We start from the raw sequence: 22,457 nt of genomic DNA on the forward strand, positions 1-22,457 counted from the left end.
GGCACCGGCGTTGTCGGCAGCCGCGGCCTCCCCCGCCACGGCCTCCCCCTGGAGACATGATGAAACGCTCCCCCCTACGGCTGCTGAGACGCCCCGTGGCGGCGGCCGCGACGGCGACCGCGCTGCTGGGCCTGCTCACCGCGATGCCCGCGCCGGAACAGGTGTCCGCGACGCCGGTCGCCGCCACCGAGAACTCGGCGACCGTCTTCTACTGGACGAAGACGAAGAACTGGCCGGCCTACAGGCTTCACTGGGCTCCCGACGGGGGTTCGTGGACCACCGTGCCGGGGACAACGATGACTGCCGCCTGTACGGACTGGGTGAAGCTGACCGTCCCGCTCGGCAGCGCCACCGGCCTGGCCGCCACCTTCAACAACGGCAGTGGCGTCTGGGACAACAACTCCGGCAACAACTACGCGCTGGGCACCGGGAACATCACCGTCAAGGACGGCGTGGTGGCCCACAGCGACCCGTGCGCGGACAGCGGTACGACTCCGAGCCCCTCCCCCACCGGGACGAACAGCGCGGAGGTCTACTACTCCACCGCGACGGTGGGCTGGACCACCACCAACCTCCACTACCAGCCGGCGGGCGGCGCGTGGACGACCGTCCCCGGGGTGGGCATGGAGGCGGCCTGCACCGGGTGGGTCAGACGGACCGTCGACCTCGGCACGGCCACCGGGCTCAACGCCACGTTCAACAACGGCAACGGCGTCTGGGACAACAACAACGGGGCCAACTACGCGCTCACCGGTGGACGTTCCACGGTGAAGGACCACAAGGTCACCCCGAACGCGGCCGACCCGTGCGCCGCCGCGGTGCCCGACACCACGGCGCCCACCGCTCCGACGAAGGCGGCCGCCGCCGCGGACGGCGTGTCGGTCGTCCTCTCCTGGGAACCCTCCACGGACAACGTTGGGGTCACGAAGTATCAGGTCACCCGCACCGGTGGGACGAAGGGCACCCTGGTGGCGGACACCGGCTCCACGGTGTTCTCCGACACCGGACTGGAGGAGCGGACCGCGTACAGCTACACCGTCAAGGCGGTGGACGCGGCCGGCAACGTCTCGGCGGCCTCGGCGGCGGCGGCCGCCACCACCGGCGACAAGCCGCCGACCGCGGCCTCGGGGCAGCCGCTCGGCACCGACCCCCGCAAGGACCCGATCTACTTCGTCCTGACCGCCCGCTTCAATGACGGTGACAGCACGAACAACCGGGGTGGCAGCCAGGACGTGAAGTCCGGCAACGCGGCCAACAACGACCCCATGTTCCGGGGCGACTTCAAGGGCCTGGTCAAGAAGCTCGACTACATCAAGGGGCTGGGCTTCTCGGCCATCTGGATCACGCCCGTGGTGCTCAACCGCTCGGACTACGACTACCACGGCTACCACGGCTACGACTTCTACAGGGTCGACCCGCGCCTGGAGTCCGCCGGAGCCTCGTACCAGGACCTCATCAACGCGGCGCACGCCAAGGGGATGAAGATCTACCAGGACGTCGTCTACAACCACTCCTCGCGGTGGGGCGCCAAGGGGCTGTTCACGCCGACGGTCTACGGCGTGCGGGACTCCCAGTGGAGCTGGTACTACGACGAGAAGAACGAGGGCTTCGAGTACGACGGGCTGACCGTCGAGACGAAGTCGGGCAAGTCCTACTACAACGGCGACCTGTGGTCCACCGCCGAGCCGTCGGGCAACACCTGCCTCAACTGGGGCAAACCCACCGGGAGTACGTCCGCCGAGGGTTACAAGGTCTACAACTGCCAGTGGCCGAACGCCACTTCCGGGATGTTCCCGACCGTGTACTACCACAACTGCTGGATCGGCAACTGGGAGGGCGAGGACTCGCGCAGCTGCTGGCTCCACGAGGACCTCGCGGACTTCAACACCGAGAGCGCCCCGGTGCAGAACTACCTGATCGGCGCCTACGACAAGTACATCGACATGGGCGTCGACGGCTTCCGGATCGACACCGCCGTGCACATCCCGCGCACCACCTGGAACCGCCGCTTCCTGCCGGCGATCCAGGAACGTGTCACCTCGCGGTTCGGTGCCGAGGCCGCGAAGAACTTCTTCGTCTTCGGCGAGGTCGGCGCCTTCGTCAACGACAAGTGGAACCGGGGCTCGGTCAACCACTCCGCGCAGTTCTACACCTGGAAGGAGCGCAAGGAGTACAGCGCGGACGACGCCGCCGCCTCCCTGGAGATGTACACCTACGAGGAGCAGCTGGGCACCGGGCAGCAGCCGGTCTCCGACAACGCCTTCCTGAAGGGGAACGCCTACCACACGCCGGACCACAGCCAGTTCTCCGGGATGAACGTCATCGACATGCGGATGCACATGAACTTCGGTGACGCCAACAACGCCTACAGCAACGGCAAGGACTCGGACGACAGTTACAACGACGCCACCTACAACGTCGTCTACGTCGACAGTCACGACTACGGGCCCAACAAGAGCAGTGAGCGGTACGCGGGCGGCACGGACGCGTGGGCGGAGAACATGGCCCTGATGTGGACGTTCCGCGGCATCCCGACGCTGTACTACGGCTCCGAGGTCGAGTTCCAGGCGGGCAAGAAGATCGACTGCGGGCCCACCTGCCCGCTGGCGACGACCGGGCGGGCGTACTTCGGCGACCGCATCGCCGGTGACGTGACGGCCTCGGACTTCAGCAAGGTCTCCTCGGCGAGCGGCACGGTCGCCGACACCCTCGCACAGCCGCTGGTCAAGCACGTGCAGCGGCTCAACCAGATCCGGCGGGCCGTTCCGGCGCTCCAGATGGGCCAGTACTCCACGGAGGGCATCAGCGGCTCGATGGCGTACAAGCGCCGGTACACCGACGCGGCGAGCGGGGTCGACTCCTTCGCCCTGGTGACCGTCACCGGGGGCGCTTCGTACACCGGGATCCCGAACGGCACCTACAAGGACGCCGTGACCGGGGACGTCCGGACGGTGTCCGACGGCACGCTCACGGTGGCCGCGCCCGGCAAGGGCAACCTCCGGGTGTACGTGCTCGACCTGGGCGGCAGGAACGCCGCTCCCGGGCAGGTCGGCACCGCCGGTCCGTACCTGAAGTAGTGCGCCGGTGGGCGCCGGTGCGGGCCCGTCCGCGGGGCCCGCACCGGCGCTCTCGCGTGTGCGGGGCGTGGAGCGGCCGGGTGGTTACCGGCCGGCGATCAGGTGCGGGAAGCGCCATTCCGTGCGGGTGCGGAGCGTCTGGCCGGGGCGCAGGACCGTGGTGGGGTAGCCGGCGTGGTTGGGCGAGTCGGGCAGGTGCTGGGTCTCCAGGCAGACCGCGCCGTGGCGGTCGTGCACGCGGCCCTCGCCGTCGGTGAAGGTGCCGTCCAGCAGGTTGCCCGTGTAGACCTGGATACCGGGTTCCGTGGTCCACACCTCCATCACGCGGGAGGCGTCGGGCGCGGTGAGCCGGGCGGCGCGGCGCAGCCCGTCGACGCCGGGGGCCTCGTCGCGCAGGACCCAGCAGTGGTCGAATCCGCCGGCCGAGGCGAGCTGGTCGTGCGGGAGGGCGAGGCGCTCGCGCAGTACCTGGGGGGAGGTGAGGTCGAACGGGGTGCCGCGCACCTCGGCCGGGTCTCCCTCGGGAATGCCCTCGGGGTCCACGGGGAGGTAGTGGTCGGCGTCGACCTCCAGGGTGTGCCCGAGGATGTCGTCGTCGCCCAGGTTGAAGTAGGCGTGCTGGGTGAGGTTGACGACGGTCGCCCGGTCGGTGGTGGCGGTGCAGTCGAGCGAGAAGGTGCCCGAGGCGTCGACGGCGTAGGTGGCACGGACGTCGAGGGCGCCGGGGAAGCCCATGTCGCCGTCGGGGCTGTGCAGGCGCAGGTCGACGAAGGCGGCGTCGCCGTCCTCCCTGCCGGAGGCCTCCCACATTCTGGTGTTGAAGCCTTCGGGTCCGCCGTGCAGCGCGTGGCCGCGGTCGTTGACGGGGATCTCGTGGGTGGTGCCGTCGAGCGCGAAGCTGCCGTGTGCGATGCGGTTGGCGTAACGGCCCACGAGCGCCCCGAAGTAGGGGTGGTCCTTCGCGTATTCGTCCATTGTCGAAAGGGATCTGACGATCTGTCGACTCTCGCCGTGGGTGTCCGGCACGGTGAGACGGTGCAGGACGCCCCCGTAGGTGAGGACTTCGGCCCGCACTCCGGTGCCGGAATCCAGCGTCCAGAGGTCTGCTTCGGCGTTCCCGGGAGCGGAGCCGAAGGGGGTGCGGTGCGCGGTGGGGCGGGGCATCGGCGTTCCTTGGTGGAAGCGGCCGGCCGGTGCGGGTGGGCGCAGCGGTCGGCCGGAGGGACGGCGGCCGACGGCCGTCGTGGACGGGTGGGTGGCCGCGCGGCCCGGCGCGAGCCGGCAGGGCGGCCCGCGCCGCCGGGGCTCGGTACCCCGGCGCGCGCCGGTGGATCGCCCCGGCCGGGCGGCCGTTCAGGCAGCCGGGGCGGGCGGCCGGGGGACCGTCGACTCGCGGACGACGAGCCGGTAGCCGGGGCGTGGGCGCCGCGGTTCGGTCACCGGTTCGCCCGCGAGCCGCTCGACGAGGCTGTCGACGGCGAGGCGGGCGATGGCCTCCTTGTCGGGGGCGATGGTGGTGAGGGTGGTGGTGCCGTAACTGCTTTCCTCGATGTCGTCGAAGCCGACGAAGGCGATGTCGTCCGGGACGGACAGCCCGCGCGCGGTGACGGTGCGCATGGCCCCGATCGCGATCAGGTCGTTGTAGGCGAAGACCGCGTCGGGCCGTTCGCCCCGGTCGAGCAGGGATGCCATCGCGATGGCGCCGTCCTCACGCCCGAATCCGTCCGTGACCACGACCAGCGCTTCGTCCGGTTCGATGCCGGCGGCCGTCAGCTCCTCGCGCCAGCCGCGCAACCGGAGGTGCGCGGGCTGGCGTTCACGGCCGGTGCGGGATCCGAGGAAGGCGATCCTGTTGCGTCCGTGGTCGAGGAGGTGGCGTACCGCGGTGCGGGCTGCGGCGACGTTGTCGATCGCGATGTGGTCGTAGGGCGCTTCGTACTCCCGCTCCCCCAGCAGGACCAGGGGTGCGGTCTCCTCGCGTGCCATCAGGTCCTCGGTCTCCAGATGGATCGGGCTCATGATGAGCCCGTCGATCACGTGTGACCGGAATCCCTGGCTGACCAGCAGTTCCTTCTCGCGGAGCCCTGCCGTGTGGTCGACCAGCACGGTGTAGTCGTGTCGGGCGGCGGCGTCGACGACGGCTCCGGCCAGTTCGGCGAAGTACGGGTTGCCGAACTCGGGGACCGCCAGCGCGATGATGCCCGTACGGCCCTTGCGCAGGTGGCGGGCGGTGAGGTTCGGCCGGTAGCCGAGCTCATCGATCGCCTGCTGCACTTTGGCCCGCATCTTCGGGGTGACGTGCTGGTAGTTGTTGACCACATTGGACACGGTCTTGATCGACACGCCCGCCCGCTGCGCTACGTCCTTGAGGCTGACGCCCACGGCACTCCTTCACTCGGTCCGGCTATGAGAGTTGGCTCCGCTCACGTGGTTCTGCGGTTGCGCGACAGATAGCGCTGCGCCACCACGACAACGATAAGGAAGCCGCCGCTGACCACCGACTGGTAGGAGGAGTTGAGGGTACCGATCTGGTTGATCAGATTCTGGATGACGGCGAGCAGCAGCACGCCCCAGAGGGTTCCGCTGATCGATCCGGCGCCGCCGACCAGCAGCGTTCCGCCGATGACGACGGCGGAGATCGCGTCGAGCTCCATGCCCACGCCGACGATGGTGACGCCGGAGGTGAGCCGTGCCGCGCTCAGCGCGCCGGCGAGGCCGGCGAGCAGACCGCTCAGCGTGTAGACGATGATCTTCGTCCGGGCGACGGGAAGGCCCATCAGGGTCGCGGCGTCGCTGCTGCCGCCCACGGCGAAGATCGACTGTCCGAACGAGGTGCGCTGGAGAACGAGTCCGCCGATCCCGAAGAGCGCGAGGGCGATCAGGAGCGGGTACCCGAAGCCCCAGACCGCGCCCTGTCCCAGCTCGGCGAAGGCCGAGTCCTTCGGTACGAGGTAGGTGGTGCCGCCCTCGTCGGTGAGGGAGAGCAGCAGACCGCGGGCGCCGAGCAGGGTGGCGAGGGTGACGATGAAGGGGGCCATCCCGGCACGGGCGATGAGGAACCCGTTGAGCAGGCCGATCGCGGAGCAGACCACGAGCGGTACGAGCAGCGCGGGCAGGAATCCGTACTGCGAGGCCCAGGCGGCGAGGACGCCGCCGAGGGCGAAGACGGAGCCGACCGAGAGGTCGATGCCGCCGGTGATGATGACCATGGTCATGCCGAGGGCGATCACGGCGGGGAAGGACGCCTGCACGGTGACACCGCGGACGTTGTCCAGGCTGTGGAACGCCGGGTACTTGATGGAGGCGCCGACGATCACCAGGATCAGCACGGCGAGGACGCCCTGGCGCTGGAGGAGGTCGAGGACGCGCTGTCCCGTGGTGGGGCCGGTGGAGCCGGCACCCTTCTGGAGACGGGGCTCGGGCGCCTTGGCCGGAGCGGGGGTCGCGTGCGGGGCCGTGGTCCGGGCCACCGGGGCGGAGGAGGTTTCGTTCATCGGGACCGGCGCTCCCGGGCGACGTAGACGGCGGCGATGATGATGGCAGCCTGGGCGATCTGGGCGGTGGAGTCGGGCAGGTCGTGCTTGACGAGGGTGGCGCGCAGGAGCTGCATCAGCAGGGCTCCGGCGACGGTGCCGAGCACGCGGACGGAACCGCCGGTGAGCGGGGTTCCGCCGACCACGACGGCGGTGATGGCGGAGAGCTCCATCAGGGTGCCGAGCGAGGACGGGTCGCTGGCGGTGAGCCGGGCCGTGGCCAGCACGCCGGCCAGGGCGGCCAGCACGCCGCAGAGCACGTAGACGCCGATGAGGACGCGCTTGACGGGCAGTCCTGCGAGTCCGGCGGCGGCGCGGTTGCCGCCGATGGCGACGACCTGGCGGCCGAAGGTGGTGCGCCCGATCAGGAAGGCCACGGCGACGGCGAGGACGCCGGCGATGAGCACGACCAGCGGAATGCCGAGGAAGGAGTCGGTGCCGAGCGCGAGCAGATCGGGGTTCTCGATCTGCTTGAGCTGGCCGTCCGCCATCACCAGGGCGAGGCCGCGGCCGCCCACGAAGAGCGCGAGGGTGGCGACGATGGGCTGGAGCCCTACCAGGGAGACGAGCGATCCGTTGACCGCACCGACGACCGCTCCGGCGAGCAGGGCGATGCCGAGCGCCGGTACCAGGCCGTACCCGAGGTAGAGCGGCAGGAGCGCCGCGGCCAGTGCCATGGTGGAGCCGACGGAGAGGTCGACGCCCTCGGTGCCGATGACCAGGGCCATGCCCAGGGCGACGATCACGATCGGGGCGACCTGGACGAGCTGCGTGCGCAGGTTGTCGGTCGTCAGGAAGTGGTCGGTGAAGAGCGCGTTGAAGAGCAGCAGCACGGCGACGGCCGCGTAGACGCCGTACTCCTGCCACCACGCGGGGGTGCGCAGCCGGGCCAGCGGGTTCGCTGCGGGCGGGGCCAGGGTGGCCTGGGTCATCGGGGTTCCTCCTGTGCGACCGGGGTCTTCTCCGGCGTGGCCGGCGCGTTCGTGGGCGACGCGTCCGGGGCGTGGTCGGCGAGCACTTCGAGCAGCCGGCTCTCGGCCACCTCATCGCCGGCGAGCTCGCCCGCCACGGCTCCGCCGCGCAGGACGACGATGCGGTCGGCGCCCTCGATGAGCTCCTCGATGTCGGAGGAGATGAGCAGAACCGCCAGGCCCTCGCCCGCGAGTTCGTCGATGAGGCTCTGGACCTCGGCCTTGGCGCCGACGTCGATGCCGCGGGTGGGCTCGTCGAGGAGCAGGACCTTGGGCTCCAGGCAGAGCCAGCGGGCGATCAGCACCTTCTGCTGGTTGCCGCCGGAGAGTTCACCGACCTTCTGCTCGGGGCTGGAGCACTTGATGCGCAGGCGCTTCATGAAGATCTCGACGACGCGGTCCTGCTTGGCGCGGGAGACGACTCCGGCCCGGGAGAGGCGGGGCATCGCGGCGAGCACGATGTTCTCGCGCACCGACAGACCGGGGATGATGCCCTCGGCCTTGCGGTCCTCGGGGAGGAGGCTGATCCCGGCCCTGATGGCGGCGGCCGGGGTCAGCCGGCCGAGGCTCTTGCCGTCGACGGTGATGTTCCCCGCGTCGACGGGCAGTGCACCGGAGAGGGCCTTCGCCGTCTCGCTGCGGCCGGAGCCGAGGAGGCCGCCGAGTCCGAGGACCTCGCCGCCGTACAACTCCAGGGATATGTCGTCGAGATGGTGGCGGCTGGAGACGCCGGACGCGGTGAGGACCGGCGTACGGGTGGTGTCGTGGCCGCCCTCGGTGAAGTTGGTGAGGCCCGACCGCTTGACCTCGGCCATGTCACGGCCGAGCATCATCGACACGAGCTGCATCCGGTTGAGGTCGGCGAGGTCGCCGGTGTGGATGTGGCGGCCGTCGCGCAGCACGGTGACCCGGTCGCAGATCCGGTAGAGCTCGTCCATGCGGTGGCTGACGTAGAGGACGGCGATGCCGCGCTCGCGGAGGTTGGCGATGACCCGGAAGAGCGTCTCGACCTCGCGGGGCTCCAGCGAGGAGGTGGGCTCGTCCATGATGACGACCTGGGCGTTGACCGAGACGGCGCGCGCGAGCGCGACCATCTGCTGGGTGCCGATGCCGAGGGTGTTCAGCGGACGCTTGGGGTCGACGCGGACGCCGAAGCCGTCGAGCAGCTCGGTCGTCTCGCGGTGCATCCGGCCGAAGTCGATCATCCCGACGCGGTTCTTGGGCTCGCGTCCGAGGAAGATGTTCCGCGCCACGCTCATCAGCGGGACGAGGTTCACCTCCTGGTAGATGGTGGAGATGCCGGCCTGCTGGGCCTCGAAGGGCCGGGCGAAGCGGACGGCTCCGCCGTTCATCCGGAGTTCGCCGCCGTCGGGCCGGTAGACCCCTGTGAGCACCTTGATGAGGGTGGACTTGCCGGCACCGTTCTCACCGACCAGGGCATGGGTCTCCCCAGCCCGCAGGGAGAACGACACGTCGTCCAGGGCGACGACGCCGGGGAACCGCTTGCTGACGCCGCGGGCTTCGAGGACCGTGCCGGCTTCCTGGGCGGGGCCCGGAGCGGATGCGACGGGCTCGGGCGGCTGGGTTACTGCTTCGGGTGGTGCCATGAATCCTGGCCTTCCAAGTTCCAAGGTGCCGAAAGGGCGGGCACGGGGGTGGAGGGTCCCCCGTACCGGTTGGCGACGGAGGGAACTCCCGGCCGCCGTGGCACGGTTCGCGCCACGGCGGTCGCGGGAGAGCCTCAGGTGGTGTCCGGCTGGACGACGGATCAGTACGCGCCGCCGACCGACGCCTTGGCGTTGGTCTCGTCGTACGCGCGGTCCGAGATGATGACGTTCTCGGGGATCTCCTCGCCGCCGTAGAACTTCTGGGCGGTCTGGAACGCCAGCGGGCCGAAGCGCGGGTTGGACTCGATCACGGCGTTGTAGTCACCGTTGACGACGGCCTGGACGGCGTTGCGGGTGCCGTCGACCGACACGATCTTGACGTCCTTGCCCGGCTTCTTGCCGGCGGCCTTGAGCGCGGTGACGGCGCCGAGGCCCATCTCGTCGTTCTCGGCGTAGACGGCGGTGATCTCGGGCTTCGACTGGATCAGCTGCTCCATGACCTGCTGGCCCTTGTCACGGGCGAACTCGCCGGTCTGCTGGGCCACGATCTCCAGTCCCGGGGCCTTCGCCGCGAGCTCGTCCACGAAGCCCTTGGTACGGTCGGTGGTGACGCCGTTGCCGGAGGTGCCGAGGAGGATGGCGACCTTGCCCTTGCCTCCGGTCGTCTTGATCATCGCGTCGGCGGCGCGCTTGCCCTGCTCCACGAAGTCCGAGCCGAGGAAGGCCACGTAGTCCTTGCAGGCGCCGGCGTTGAGCTTGCGGTCGATGGTGAGGACCGGGACCTTCTTCGCCGCGGCGGCCTTCAGCGCGGGCTCCAGGCCGTCCGAGTTGAGCGGGGCGACGATGAGGAACTGCGCACCCTGGGAGAGCATGTCCTGGATGTCGCTGATCTGCTTCGACAGCTGCGACTGGGCGTTGGTGGTGAGCAGCTTCTTCACGCCGACCTTGGCCGCCTCGTCCTTGATGGACTGGGTCTCGGCGATACGGAACGGGTTGGCCTCCTTCTCCGACTGGGAGAAGCCGACGATCGCGTTCTTGAGGTCGAGCTTGGGCGCCCCGTAGGTCTGGAGGGAGCAGCCGGAGCCGGAGGTGCTGTCGGGGGCCGTGGTGGCTGCCTGGGCGGCCTGGCCCGTGTCGGAGGAGGAGGCGGTGTCGTTGGTCTCCGACTTCGAGCAGCCGGCCGCGGTGAGCATTGCGGTGGCGGCGAGCACGCAGGCCGCGGCGAGGGTACGGGATCGGCGCTGGATCATCATGCGCGGGACGCTCCTTGGGCGGGATGACGGCACGCGGAACCACGTGCGGTCGGGCTGTTTCTGATGAAGCATCAGCTCATTCGCGGCTGATGCCGGTTGCCTGTCCTCGACGTGTTCCGTGGGTACGGACCGGGGTCGGGAGGGGCGGCGCGGCCTGTCGGCGGCTCGGTTTACAACGTTATATATGCGGCTTCGGCGCGACGGCAAGAGCGCGACGGATGCGTTTCCAAAATGTGTCGTGGGGCGAGGGACGGGGCCTTTGCCCGGCTCGCGCGCACCCGCGCACCACCGCCGTATGCGGGCGCGCGACAGCACCGCTGCGGACCGTTGAGGGGTCAACACCGGTGGAAAACCGTTAGGTTCAAGAGGGCGGGGGCGGACGCACGGAAGCGGTCCGCCCCGCAGGGAAGGTGGCCCGCCGGCGCCATGGACGCGCCGGCGGGCCACCGTCGGATCAGACCTTCGGAGCGTGAGCGGCGTACAGCGCGCTCACGTCGGCGGCGCCGAGCGCCTTGTCGAAGACCTGGACCTGGTCGACCGAACCGTTCCAGAAGTCGGTCGGGTTGCCGTTCCACTTGGCACGGCCCAGGGAGAGCGGACCGGTGCTCACGTCACCGGCACCGCCGGCCGGGGCGCTCGCGGCGAGCTTGCCGTCGAGGTAGATCGAGATGGTGTCGCCCTGGCGCACGCCCACCAGGTGGTACCACTTGCCCAGTTCGGGGGTGGTCACCGCGCGGGCACGGTTGCCGCCCGGCAGGGAGAAGGCGAACGCGCCCTGTCCGTACTGGAGGTAGAACGGGTTCTCGGTGCGCCGGCCGTCCTGGCTGACCGCCGAGGCGTAGTTGCCGGGCAGCTGGTCCAGCGTGACCCACGCGGAGACCGAGTAGTCCTTCGTGGTGTCCACGACCGGACCGGCGGTCTGCGCGTACTGGGCGTCGCCCGAGAACTTCAGCGCGGAGCCCGAGACACCCTGCGTCCACGAGGCGCCACCGGTCAGGGTGAGCGAAGCGTGGTTCGGGCCGCTGTCGGCGGCCTTGGTGCCCTTGTTCTCGTCCAGGTTCCAGGCGGCCCCGCCCTTCACCTCGTCGCGCTTGCCGGCAGCGGCACCGGCCGCGATGACCTTCTGGTTGACCGCGCGCACTGCCGCGATGTCGACCTTGGGCTCACGACGGTCGTACGTCCAGAGGCCGTTCAGCTCGTGCTCCAGGTCGGTGACCTGGGTGTAGACGGAGCCGGAGAGCTCGGCGCCGGCCGCTTCGAGGTAGTACTTCTCGGTGTTCTCGACGTACTTGGCGGTGAGCGCGGCCTTGTCGCTGACCCCGCTGTAGATCACGGTCGGGGTGCCCGGCCACATGTGTCCGGGAGAGCGCAGCGTGAAGCCACCGTGCTCGCCGTCCATCGCCGCCCGGGTGGCGTCCGGGAAGGCGGGGTCGGTGTTGCCGTAGTCGTGGTGGTCGATGATGTCGCCGGCGCCCGAGTCACCCTTCGAGTTGCAGCAGTTGACGCCGCTGTGGGCGTTCACGACGCGCGAGGGGTCGGCGGCCTTGACGGCCTCGGTGAGCTTGCCGGTCGCGGTGCGGTCCCACTCGCCCCAGCCCTCGTTGAAGACGATCCAGCCACCGATGGAGGGGTAGTTGTGCAGCTGCTTCATCTCCTCCTGGGCCTGGGAGACGAAGGCCTGCTGGCCGGCTTCGTTGTTGATGCTGGCGGAGACGAAGTCCTGCCAGACGAGGAGTCCGAGCTGGTCGGCGTGGTAGTACCAGCGGGGAGACTCGACCTTGATGTGCTTGCGCACGGCGTTGAAGCCGAGGTCCTTCTGCGCCTTCAGGTCGAAGACGAGGGCGTCGTCGCTGGGCTGGGTGTAGAGACCGTCGGGGTAGAAGCCCTGGTCCAGCTGGGCGAGCGAGAAGAACGGCTTCCCGTTGAGGGTGAGCTTCTGGTAGCCGCCCACCTTCTCGACCTTGAGCGAGCGCATACCGAAGTAGCTGCCCACCTTGTCGGTGGCACGGCCGTCGGTCAGCGTGACGTCGAGGTCGTAGAGGTACGGGTCGTCGGGCGACCAGAGGTGCTCCTTGGCCACCGGCAGGCTGAGCTCACGGTTGGCGGGACCGCTGACGGTACCGACGACCTTGCCCTTCTTGTCCCGGGCGACCGCCGTGATACGGGCGTTGGCGGAAGCGTCGCCGGAGTTGACGGTGACGGCGAGCCGGCCCTTGTCGATGTCCGGGGTGGTGGTCAGCGAGTCGATGGAGGCGGTGGAGACCGGCTCCATCCAGACCGTCTGCCAGATGCCGGAGGTGGCGGTGTACTCGATGCCGCCGGGGTTGGAGGACTGCTTGCCCTTGGGCTGGTTGTCCCCGGTGGTGTCGGTGACGGCGACCACGATCTCCTGCTGACCGGTGCCCTTGAGGGCGTCGGTGATGTCAGCGTCGAAGGCGGTGTAGCCGCCGGTGTGCTCGGCGACCTTCTTGCCATTGACGAAGACGGTCGCGTTGTAGTCGACCGCGCCGAAGTTGAGCTTCAGCCGCTTGTCCTTGCCGGACTTGCCCACCTTCCAGTTCTTGGGCACCGTCACGAGCTTGCGGTAGAACATGTGGTCCTCGTGGCGCTCCAGACCGGAGAGCTGGGACTCCACCGCGAACGGCACGGTGATCTTCTCGCCGAGCTTCTTGCCGAAGACGGGCTGCTCGCCCGCGGCGGCGCCGGCGAACTCCCAGGTGCCGTTGAGGTTCTTCCACTGGTCGCGGACCTGCTGCGGCCGGGGGTACTCGGGCAGCGGGTTGTTGCGGTCGAGCTTGTCGCCCCAGACCGTGGTGAGACGCTTGGTCGACAGGTTCTTGGCGTTGCGGCTGATGTCGGGGACGGTTTCGCCGCCCACCGTGAGCCCACCCTCGGTGCCGTAGGTGACCTTGACCTGCTGGCCCTTCTGGATGGCCTCGGACAGGGTCACGATGAGCGAGTTGCCCTTGCCGGACGCCTTGACGACCGACTTGACCGGCATCGGCGTGGTGTCCGCCTCGACGACGAGGTGGTCCTTCACGGCGGCGATGTTGCCGACCTTGTCGTCGAACGTGGCCTGGAGGCGCTTGCCGTCCTCGGCCACGGTCAGGGCGACCGGGTAGACCTCGTAGTCCGCGGGCGGGGTGAACGCCGACTCGGGGATGATCTGCTTGGCGAGCGCCGGGCTCGACCAGCGCAGGAACATGTTGGCGCCGCCGACGTCCTGGAACATCTCCAGCTTGAAGTCGTGCTGCTCGCCCGCGACCAGGTGAACCGGCTTGCTCGTCTGCTCGACGTCCCAGTCGCCCACCCAGTGGTCGATGACCGGAACGCCGTCGATCAACAGCCGGAAGCCGTTGTCGCCGCTCGCTGCGAAGGTGTAGTCACCGGTCGCCGGGACCTGGATCTGGCCAGTCCAGCGCGCGGTGGTGTTCTCGGTCTGACCCGTGGCCGACTGGAAAGCACCCGTGAGATCCCCGAAGTTGACCTCCGGGTCCAGGGCGGTGGCGCCGAGCTTGGCGAAGTCCCGCGCCCCGGGGGCGGACATCGCGTAGTACTCACCCTTGAGCCCGTGGACCAGAGTGGCCGGGTTCTCGGATACGAACGTCGGTGCCGTGGCACCGGACGACGAGTGGGCGGCAGGTGCCGCGGCAGCCGCCGGAACCATGGTGATGCCGAGGGGCATCGCCAGGGCCGCCGTACAGGCGAGCGTCGTCAAAGCCGCACGTCGGCGCGGTAGTTGTCGTCTCATGGCATCGTCCTCACGAAGGAGCTGAGTGCCTCGAACGAGCGAGGCACAGCACATGGTCGATCATTGAGCCACAGCCCCCAGCCCTGTCACAACGGTCGTGCACAGAAAATTTTCAACGATAGAAATTCGTGACCTGAGGGCGTACCGTTCACACGACGGAAACGCGCCCAACCGACCCGCGGAACACGGGGCGTTGCACGGAGAGTCGGCCGAAGGCGCTTCAACTCGGCCTCACCGTCGGCGCGGGGACCCCTTCTTCTCCCTCGCGAACGCAGCCCGCAAGGAGCTTTTGAGCCAATCCCTTGTCTGGGTGGCCGCCCGGCGATCCGGATCCCCCCGCCTTGGTGGCCCGGCGATCCGGATCCCCCCGCCTTGGTGGCCCGGCAATCCGGATCCCCTGCCTGAGGGGCGCCCGGCGATCCCCACCCGGCCGCGCACAACCCAAAGGTGTTGCGACGTGCGGCGGATGCCCTTCCTGTCCACGGGGACACGCGAGCCCGCCGACGCCGAGCCCGGGTCCCGCCGCGCGGCCGGAGGGCGCGAGCCTGTCGGCGGAGCGCGCCCACTCACCGGTCGGCCACGCAACGGCTCCGTCCGGGCCTGGTGTGAGCAGCCGTCACACGGGCCCGATGTGAGCAGCCGTCACCCGCCGAGCCGGCACAGCGTCCGCAACAAGCGTCGAAACTTTCGGTCGTGCTGGCTCCGCTCCGACGCGCTCACACCTGCTTTCTCCGCGCTCTCCAGAAGGTTGATGCCGACATACATCCATGACCTGCTGACATACCCGGCAGACGCCGAAGAAGCCACTTCGAAGCTTTCGCCACCGCGACCGAAACCATTGACAGCCCATGGAGCCGCGTCAACACTGATCGCCGACCCGGAACCCTGCCCCGCCGACCCGGTCGGCCCAACCGAACTCCGCACAGCAGAACCGGACTTGACGCTCCCACCGCGCACCGCGTCCACGGCCGTCCGACACGGTCCGGCCGTCGCCGCCTTCCCCCACGGAGGAACACATGCGAACCCCCTCGGTCCTCTCGCCGCGCTCCCTGGCCGCCGGCCTCGCGGCGGTCATGACGACGGTGACCACCGTCGCCGCCCTCACGACAGCCGTCTCCCCGTCCTACGCCGCCACGTGCAACGGGTACGTCGGGCTCACCTTCGACGACGGCCCATCGAACGACCACACACCCGCCGTGCTCAACGCCCTCAAGCAGAACGGGCTGCGGGCGACCATGTTCAACGAGGGCCAGTTCGCGGCCTCCTACCCGGCCCAGGTGAAGGCGGAGGTCGACGCCGGCATGTGGGTCGGCAACCACAGCTACACCCACCCGCACCTGATCCAGCAGACCCAGGCGCAGGTGGACTCGGAGGTCTCCCGGACCCAGCAGGCCATTGCGGCGGCAGGCGGCGGAACTCCGAAACTTTTCCGCCCTCCGTACGGCGAGACCAACGCGACACTTCAGGCCGTCGAGGCCAAGTACGGCCTGACGCAGGTGATCTGGGACGTCGACTCGCAGGACTGGAACGGCGCGAGCACCGACGCGATCGTCCAGGCGGCCGGGCGCCTCACCAACGGCCAGGTCATCCTCATGCACGAGTGGCCCGCCGCCACCCTCGCGGCGATCCCGCGCATCGCCCAGGGGCTGGCGGCCCGCGGCCTGTGCGCGGGGATGATCTCGCCGCAGACGGGACGCGCCGTGGCCCCGGACGGAGGTTCCACCGGTGGGGGCGGAACCGGTGGCGGCGGCACCGGCGGCTGCTCCGCGACCCTGTCCGCGGGCCAGCAGTGGAGCGACCGCTACAACCTCAACGTCTCGGTCACCGGCTCCGCCAACTGGACCGTCACCATGAATGTTCCGTCCCCCGAGAAGATCATCGCGACGTGGAACATCACGGCCGCGTACCCCAGCGCCCAGGTACTGACCGCCAAGCCCAACGGCAGCGGCAACAACTGGGGCGTGACGATCCAGACCAACGGCGCCACGACCTGGCCGACGGTCTCCTGCAGCGCGGGCTGAGGCCCGAGAGGCCCGGACGGCCGTCCGGGCGGGTACGGCGAGGCAGGAACGGCCGCCCCGTGACCGCACGGCGAGGCGGGCAACCGGACGGCCGTCCCGTACGGGAACGACGAAGGCGGGTACCGGACCGCCGTCCGGCACCCGCCTCGCCGGGTCGCACCGGCCCGAAGGCCGGTGCGCCCCGTCGACTACCCCGGAATCAGCCGGAGAAGTTCGTCACCGTGGACGGAACGGTGTCCGTCCCGAACGCGGGGGCACCCGTGTCGTTGATGACGTGGTTGTAGCGCCCGGCCCCACCGAGCGAGACGGTCAGGATGCTGTGGAACTTCACGCCGGACTTCACGGGAACCTGGAAGCCCCGGTCCGTCTCGATGCTCGTCAGGGTGAAGGCGCAGTAGCTTCCCACGCCCCATGCCTCGTGGGTGTTGACGGCGGGATCGACCTTGTAGGCCGCGTACCCCTTGCTGCTGCCGTCCATCCACTCGGCCTGGCTCGGAACGTCGTACGCCTTCTCGTTCTGGAAGAAGATCGTGCGTCCCCGCTCACCGAACCACTCGACGTCGTACTTCTTGAAGTGCTCGACGAAGAGCCCGGTGGCGAGCACGTCGTCGCCGTGGACCAGCAGGCCGTTGTCGGAGGCATTGACATTCCAGCCGACGCCGGAGCCGTGGTCGGCCCGCCAGATCCAGGTGTGGTCGATGATCGTGTCGTCGCTGTAGATCTCGACCGCGGTCGTGGCCTTGCCCGCGAACTGGCCGCCCACCCGCACGAACACGTCCTGCATCGAGGTCGGGTTGTTGGCGTGGTCGGTGTGGACGCCCGACTTGCCGATCTCCAGCAGGGTGGGCGAGTTGGTGGTACCCGCGTCGATCAGGAAGCCGGCCAGCTTGACGCCGTCGACGTCGGCGACCTTCATCGCGGTGACGCCGTTGTCCGGGACGATGGTGGCGAGGCCGAGGCCCAGGACCACCGTGTCGGCGCGATTGACCTCGATGGTGCGGTCGAGGTGGTAGACGCCCGGGGTGAAGAGCAGGTGGAGGCCCTGCGCGAGCGCCTGGTTGATGGTGGCGGCGGAGACGCCCGGCTTGGCCACGTAGAACTGGTCGAGGCCGATCGACGTGCCGGGGGTCGAGCCGTTGGCCCAGCTCACACCGCGGGCGTTGACCCGCTTGGAGGGCACGAACACCTTGTAGGCGGAGCCGTCGAGATAGAGGTAGGGCTTCTCACGGCTGACCGGGGTGGTCTCCAGGGTCGTGTACCGGGGCTCCGGGAAGGAGGTCGCCGGTGCACCCTCGGTGCCCGAGAAGACCATGTTCCAGACCGAGTTGGTCCAGCCGCCGATGGAGCTGTCGCGGGTGTACCACTGCTGCTGCGAGTACGGGCCGACCGTGCCGTCGATCTTGGAGTCGGCGATGTACCCGCCGCTCGCCCAACCGTAGCCGGACGGTGCGAGGTTGAGCCCGCCCTTGACGTGCATCCGGCGGAACGGCGCGGCCTGGGCGACCGCCCAGCGGTTGGTGCCGTCGTACGGGGCGATGGAGAGGTTCTCCGTGGAGCGCCAGAAGTTCTGCGTCGCGTTGCCGTTGAACCATCCGGCATCGACACTGACTCCCTTGACGGTCACGTCGTCGGGGTTGCGCCCGAGGCCGAGGACCGAGGTGTAGAAGCCGGTGTTGACGTTGACGTCGTAGCTGCCGGGCTTGAAGGCCAGCGCGTAGCGCCCCTCGCCGAACTGCGCCGACTCCTGCTGCTGGTAGATCGTGTCGATCTGCTGCTGGATGGTGGCGGCCGACATGGACGGGTCGAAGACCTTGACGTTGGGGCCGAGGTCACCGCCGCCCTGGATCGGCGTCGTGGAACCGTCCTGCACGTGGACGGCCGCCTCCCAGAGGGAGTAGCCGTACGCGGTCCCCCGGGCGGTGCCCGCGATGCGGAGGTATCGGCCCGAACCCTGCACCTGGTAGGACGAGGTGCCGCCGGTGGCGCCGGTGACCTTCTTCAGGTCGGTGAAGGTGGTGCCGTCGGTGGACGCCTGGATGGCGAAGTCCTTGCCGTAGGCCGCCTCCCAGGAGAGGTCCACCTGGCAGATGTTCTTGACCGCGCCGAGGTCGACCTGGATCCACTGGGGATCGGTCGCCAGGCTGGACCAGCGGGTGGCGCCGTTGCCGTCGAAGGCGGAGGAGGCCGGGGTGCCGGCGCCCTCCACGGAAGAGGCGGTGGCCGTGCGGTTCAGCGCCGCGTTGGCCGTACCGCACTGGCCCGAGCCCGTACCCGGGTCCGTGGTCCCCGACGCGGAGCCGTAGACCTGGAACTCCCAGAGGGAGTAGCCGTAACCCGTCGCCCGCACGGTGCCCTGGACCCGTACGTAGCGGCCGGTACCGCTGACGTCGAGCGTGTCGATGCCGCCGTCCCCGTCCGTCACCGTGCGCAGGTCGGTCCAGTTCGAACCGTCCCCGGAGACCTGGATGCGGTACCCCTTCGCGTACGCGGCCTCCCAGTTCAGCACCACCTTGCTGATGCTGGACGACGTGCCGAGGTCCACCTGGAGCCACTGGTTGTCCGATGCTGCGGATGACCAGCGGGTGCCGGTATCACCGTCGACCGCCTTCGCGGCCGTGGTGCCGCCGTTCTCCTCGGAGGACGCCGTCACGGTCCTGCCCTGCGACAGCAGGACCGGCGTGTCCGCGCCGAATGCCGGAGCTCCCAGGACGGGAATGGCGAGGATGCCCGCCACCACTGCCGCCGCGGCTCGGCCTGGTCTGAATCTCATTTGTCGCTGCTCCTTCTCGGAACGCACACCGCAGCCCGCCGACCGGCGGACCACCCTATGGGAGAGCGCTCTCTCACCCAGCCGCACACCCCGCCCGTCAGAGTGCGTGAAGGTTCATCAGAACTGATGCAGAAAGAAGAACTCTGAGAGAGCGCTCTCCCGGCGCATACCGTAGGAGGAGGCCCCTGGACCGTCAATAGATGCAGCAGAGATCGGCCGGCGGCTTCGGACGGAGCGGGCGGGCAGGCCGCCGCAGACCTCCCCCCACCTGGCGAAACCCCGTGCGGGACATTGGAGTTGACGCTACGCCGACCTCCGGGAAGTGGAGGCAGCACCGCCCCGAAGGACGCCTCTCCGTTCACCCTCGCAAGGTTTCGGAGCCGGGCAGGGGCCTGGCGTGAAGCCCGGCGTGAGGCCCGGCGGCAGGCCGGCCACGGGGCCGAGCGGGGCCCGCCCGGCCCCAGCGGATGATCGGGATTCCGGGGACCTTCATCCACGGCAATCTCCACGGAGATCTCCACGGCCGGAACATCCTGCGCGCCGAGCGGTGGACCGCAATGGACGTCAACGCGGAGGCGGCGAACCTCGACTGCGGGCGCGTCCACCGCTGGGCCCGGTGGTGGCACGCGGCCACCGCCACCCGCCCGGCGAACCACCTGCCCGTCGGTCCGCCCGGCCGGCCCTCCGTCCGTCTACCCGTCTGCCCGTCTGTCCGTCCGGCCGACCGGCCGACCGGCCGGCCGACCGGCCGACCGGCCGACCGGCCGACCGGCCGGAACAGAACGCGGGTGGCCCCGGTGACGTCGCGTCACCGGGGCCACCCGCAGACCGGCAGTGGGTCAAGAATCCGTCCCGTCAAGAATTGCGGGACGCATTCACCAGCGGTACCAGCGTCCCTTCCGGCCGCTGGAAGCCGGGCGCACGAAGAAGCCCAGCAGCCACACCACCAGTACGATCACGGCGATCCACCACAATGCATTCAGTGCGAATCCGGCACCGAAGAGAACAAGAACAAGAAGCAGGACAAGAAGAAGCGGGACCATGATTATCAACCTCCGACCATCCATGTGCCCGCCCTTCCGAGGGACACACCTCTCTCGCCCGGGAGGCTTCCCGCAGTCGGTGCGCACCCGCGTCCGGGCCGCCGTGACCAGCCGCGACACACTCCCGCGCGGCCGAGCCACCACGCGCGCGAAGAGACTTCACGCGCTCTGCACATTTCCGCACACTCTCCGCAACCGATTGGCGGGCTCCATCCTTGAACCCTTTCCTTCGGGGTACGAGAGAAGAGACCACCGAATTCTCTTGACGGGGTAATTCATATGCACCATCAAGTTCTGACCAAAGATTCGACTTCCCGTGGCGCACGTGTCGAATTCGTCTGCAAGCCGCAGCGTGCCGCCGAGGCCCGGGACGCGATCGCCGCCTTCCTCGAACAGCTCGATCCGCCGCCCCGGGCCGATACGGTCCAGAACCTGCTCCTGCTCGTGTCGGAGCTGGTGACCAACGCGATCCGTCACGCGGGTGGCGTCTGTGCGCTCCGGTTCGCCGCCGATCGCCGGGTCCTGCAGGTCCGCGTCTCCGACCGCAGTTCCGCCCACCCCCAGGACCGCACGCCCGACCTCACGGGCCGCACCGGCGGCTTCGGCTGGCCCATGATCCGGCGTCTCGCCCACGATGTGCAGGTGCGGACCCGGGAGGGCGGCGGGAAGGTCGTCGTGGCGACGGTAGGCCGCTGAGGCGCGTACGCGAGGACCCGCCGCCCCGTGGGCCGCACGGCCGTACCACCGCATGCGTGGGCGGCGGAACGCGCGGGCAGTCTCGGCCCATGCCCGACGACACCGCGAGCGCACCTGGGCTCGGCAACACCACGAGCACACCCCTGCTTGCCACCACCGCACGCGCACGCGTGCCCGACAACGCCACATGCGCACCCACGAACGAGGTTCCCGACCGTCGGCCGCTCGCCGTCGACGCCAACGGTCAGGCGCTGGTCTCCTTCATCCCTGGCCCCGAGCACGCACTCACCACGGCGCACCACCCCATACCCGCGGCGCTCCTGGCGCTCTGGTGCGGCGGCAGGGTGCTGCTCGTCCACGACCGGTACCGGAATTCCTGGGAGCTGCCGGGCGGCATGGTCGAGCCGGAGGAGACACCCCGCGCGGCAGCACTGCGCGAGCTGGTCGAGGAGTCGGGGCAGATACCGGACGGCCCGGTACGGTTCGTCGGGCTCGCGCACTTCCTGCTGGGGCCGGAACGGCGCACCGAATTCCTGGCCCTGTACACGGGGCGGATCGACCGTCCCCGCCCGTTCGAGGCCAACGACGAGATCGGCGCAGTGCACTGGTGGCACCCCGACGAGCCGCTTCTCGAGCGGGCTCAGCCGCTCGACGCGTATCTGGCCCGCCTCTGCCGGCCTCACGCGCAACCCGGGTAGTCCGGTCCCCTAAGGTGCCGGTGGTACGGCGAGGATGTCGCCGACCTCCGCGTCCGACCGCGAGAACAGGGCGGTCGACGGCTTGCAGTACGGATCGTGCTCGTACGGGCACCGAGGAACTGCGGCGGATCAGCCCGTCCGGGCGGCCGCAGACGACAGTCATCCGCCTGAATCCGAGTCAGCGCTCAACAGGCCCTCCCTTCCGACCAGTCGTCCGGACCCAGCGGAGGGGGAAGGTGTCGCCGCGCGTCACAGGGAGCGCGCTCACGGGGCAGCACGCCTCCCCGGTGGCACCCGAGGAGGTGCTGCATCCTTGAACCAGCCGTCGGGCGGCGACGGGAAGACCGCCCGACCGCACGACCCCACGTCCGCGACAGCGAGGAACCGAAATACCATGTCCGATGCTCTGGTGGCCTTTCTCCAGGCCCGTCTCGTCGAGCGCGAAACGGCGGCACGCGCGGCCGGTGGCGGGGGCGACGACTTCTCGTGGCGGGCCCTGGGCACGGGCGTGTACTCCGCCGCCGCCTCCCTCGCGGACGACGACGCCCAGCCGGTCGCCACGACCGGCCCGGAAGTCGGCGGGTCGGACGAGGATGCGGCGCGCGCCGGACACATCGCACTGCACGACCCGGCGCACGCCCTGAGGGAGATCGAAGCGGTACGGCGACTCCTGAAGCGGTACGAGGAGCCCGAGTCGACCGCCTCGCTGCCGGACCCGGCCAACCGCCTCCCGGCCGGCATGGAGCGCATGGCCGTCCTGCTGGCCGTGCGTCACCTGGCGCTGCCCTACTCCGGCCACCCGGACTATCTGGTCGCCTGGCGTCCGTGAACGCGTGACGCTCCCCTCCACACCGTGCCGGCGCCGGGGCGTGGCGCACTGGATCAGCGACGGCGCCGCTCACTCCACGACTCGTCCTCGATCAAGGAGACTTCACCGGTCGGCCGATCACGACCGGGCGAAGGGGGCGGCCGCACACGGCCGGGCGGCCGTTCTCCTGGGACGGCGCACCGCACCCGGCCGTTCGGACCGAAGGAGC

14 protein-coding genes are annotated in these 22,457 nt (G+C 69.7%); 5 read left to right on the plus strand and 9 right to left on the minus strand.

The features are described from left to right. Positions 1-59: 59 nt before the first annotated feature. Positions 60-3,077, plus strand: a complete 3,018-nt coding sequence (locus ACWCSV_RS28590) for a carbohydrate binding domain-containing protein (RefSeq protein ID WP_451147065.1) — start codon at positions 60-62, stop codon at positions 3,075-3,077. An 84-nt stretch (positions 3,078-3,161) separates the two neighbouring features. Here the strand turns inward: ACWCSV_RS28590 and ACWCSV_RS28595 are convergent, their stop codons facing one another. From ACWCSV_RS28595 to ACWCSV_RS28625, 7 genes are all read right to left on the minus strand, one after another. Continuing rightward, the gene (locus ACWCSV_RS28595; protein ID WP_451147067.1) at positions 3,162-4,241 is read right to left on the minus strand and encodes an aldose epimerase family protein; all 1,080 of its coding nucleotides are present in this window, start codon (positions 4,239-4,241) and stop codon (positions 3,162-3,164) included. Positions 4,242-4,430: 189 nt separating this feature from the next. Further along, entirely contained in the window at positions 4,431-5,459 is a 1,029-nt protein-coding gene (locus ACWCSV_RS28600; protein WP_451015268.1) for a LacI family DNA-binding transcriptional regulator, read from the minus strand. A gap of 41 nt (positions 5,460-5,500) precedes the next feature. Further along, positions 5,501-6,571 (minus strand): ABC transporter permease, encoded by a 1,071-nt coding sequence (locus ACWCSV_RS28605; RefSeq protein WP_450778389.1) that lies wholly within the window; start codon positions 6,569-6,571, stop codon positions 5,501-5,503. Then, positions 6,568-7,542 (minus strand): ABC transporter permease, encoded by a 975-nt coding sequence (locus tag ACWCSV_RS28610; protein ID WP_451015269.1) that lies wholly within the window; start codon positions 7,540-7,542, stop codon positions 6,568-6,570. The genes ACWCSV_RS28605 and ACWCSV_RS28610 overlap by 4 nt, the downstream gene beginning before the upstream one ends. Beyond that, on the minus strand, positions 7,539-9,188 hold the full coding sequence (locus ACWCSV_RS28615) for a sugar ABC transporter ATP-binding protein (protein ID WP_451147069.1): 1,650 nt from the start codon (positions 9,186-9,188) through the stop codon (positions 7,539-7,541). Before ACWCSV_RS28615 ends, ACWCSV_RS28610 begins: the two co-directional genes overlap by 4 nt. Before the next feature lie 161 nt (positions 9,189-9,349). Continuing rightward, positions 9,350-10,441 (minus strand): ABC transporter substrate-binding protein, encoded by a 1,092-nt coding sequence (locus tag ACWCSV_RS28620; RefSeq protein WP_450778383.1) that lies wholly within the window; start codon positions 10,439-10,441, stop codon positions 9,350-9,352. Positions 10,442-10,895: 454 nt separating this feature from the next. Then, entirely contained in the window at positions 10,896-14,192 is a 3,297-nt protein-coding gene (locus ACWCSV_RS28625) for a LamG-like jellyroll fold domain-containing protein (RefSeq protein WP_451147071.1), read from the minus strand. Positions 14,193-15,208: 1,016 nt separating this feature from the next. Here ACWCSV_RS28625 and ACWCSV_RS28630 point away from each other — a divergent pair. Next, positions 15,209-16,213 carry a polysaccharide deacetylase family protein gene (locus ACWCSV_RS28630; protein WP_451147073.1) on the plus strand — a complete coding sequence of 335 codons (1,005 nt, stop codon included), beginning with the start codon at positions 15,209-15,211 and terminating at the stop codon, positions 16,211-16,213. Between the two features lie 199 nt (positions 16,214-16,412). On the opposite strand, the gene ACWCSV_RS28635 is transcribed toward ACWCSV_RS28630, so the two are convergent. Continuing rightward, positions 16,413-18,983 (minus strand): discoidin domain-containing protein, encoded by a 2,571-nt coding sequence (locus ACWCSV_RS28635; protein ID WP_451147075.1) that lies wholly within the window; start codon positions 18,981-18,983, stop codon positions 16,413-16,415. A gap of 875 nt (positions 18,984-19,858) precedes the next feature. Further along, complete coding sequence (locus ACWCSV_RS28640; protein ID WP_451147077.1) at positions 19,859-20,026, minus strand: DUF5670 family protein; 168 nt, start codon at positions 20,024-20,026, stop codon at positions 19,859-19,861. Positions 20,027-20,305: 279 nt separating this feature from the next. On the opposite strand from ACWCSV_RS28640, the gene ACWCSV_RS28645 reads away from it, so the two are divergent. From ACWCSV_RS28645 to ACWCSV_RS28655, 3 genes are all read left to right on the plus strand, one after another. After that, positions 20,306-20,722: an ATP-binding protein gene (locus ACWCSV_RS28645; RefSeq protein ID WP_451147079.1), complete on the plus strand. Its 417-nt coding sequence runs from the start codon at positions 20,306-20,308 to the stop codon at positions 20,720-20,722. Between the two features lie 89 nt (positions 20,723-20,811). Then, positions 20,812-21,420: an NUDIX hydrolase gene (locus tag ACWCSV_RS28650; RefSeq protein ID WP_451147081.1), complete on the plus strand. Its 609-nt coding sequence runs from the start codon at positions 20,812-20,814 to the stop codon at positions 21,418-21,420. A 394-nt stretch (positions 21,421-21,814) separates the two neighbouring features. Beyond that, a complete protein-coding gene (locus ACWCSV_RS28655; protein ID WP_451147083.1) occupies positions 21,815-22,249 on the plus strand; it encodes a DUF6221 family protein in 435 nt (144 codons plus the stop codon). The last annotated feature ends 208 nt before the right edge of the window (positions 22,250-22,457 follow it).

It is taken from the genome of Streptomyces sp. NPDC001770 (genome assembly GCF_053596135.1).